The organism is Pseudoalteromonas sp. S3260, assembly GCF_005886925.1.
In the GTDB taxonomy this organism is placed as follows: Bacteria; Pseudomonadota; Gammaproteobacteria; order Enterobacterales; family Alteromonadaceae; genus Pseudoalteromonas; species Pseudoalteromonas tetraodonis.
The window spans coordinates 1-311 of record NZ_PNCV01000276.1 but is presented as its reverse complement, the minus strand read 5'-3'; the positions used below and the strand labels follow the sequence as shown (position 1 = coordinate 311).

Annotated in this window: 1 protein-coding gene; it reads right to left on the bottom strand. The window is 49.5% G+C overall.

Annotated elements, in window-relative coordinates; translation table 11 throughout:
- Positions 1-311 (bottom strand): type 1 glutamine amidotransferase family protein (locus tag CWC14_RS19270; RefSeq protein WP_212746572.1); only part of this gene is annotated, 311 nt, incomplete at both ends.

The window sequence follows — 311 nt, the reverse complement described above, 5'->3', positions numbered from 1 at the left end:
AGAAACCTTGTGAGCATTAATCAAATCAGCATTGGCGATACGCTGTTGCTTGGCTTGCCACTCGCGCATCAGCGCCAGGTCATACTCATCGGCCTTATCAAAGCTCTGCTTCAGCAGCGCCACTTTCGAGAAGTCTTCTGCTGTGGCTAATTGCGCAGCCGAGTTACCATTAACGATTAAGGTGCCGCCCTGCGCAACCCACTTGTCCAAAGCGCTAATATGGCTTTTCGATAACTCACCATACCAACGACTAGGGACAATGATGACATTGTAGCCACGAAGATCGCTGTAAGAGAGCATCTCTTGGCTTA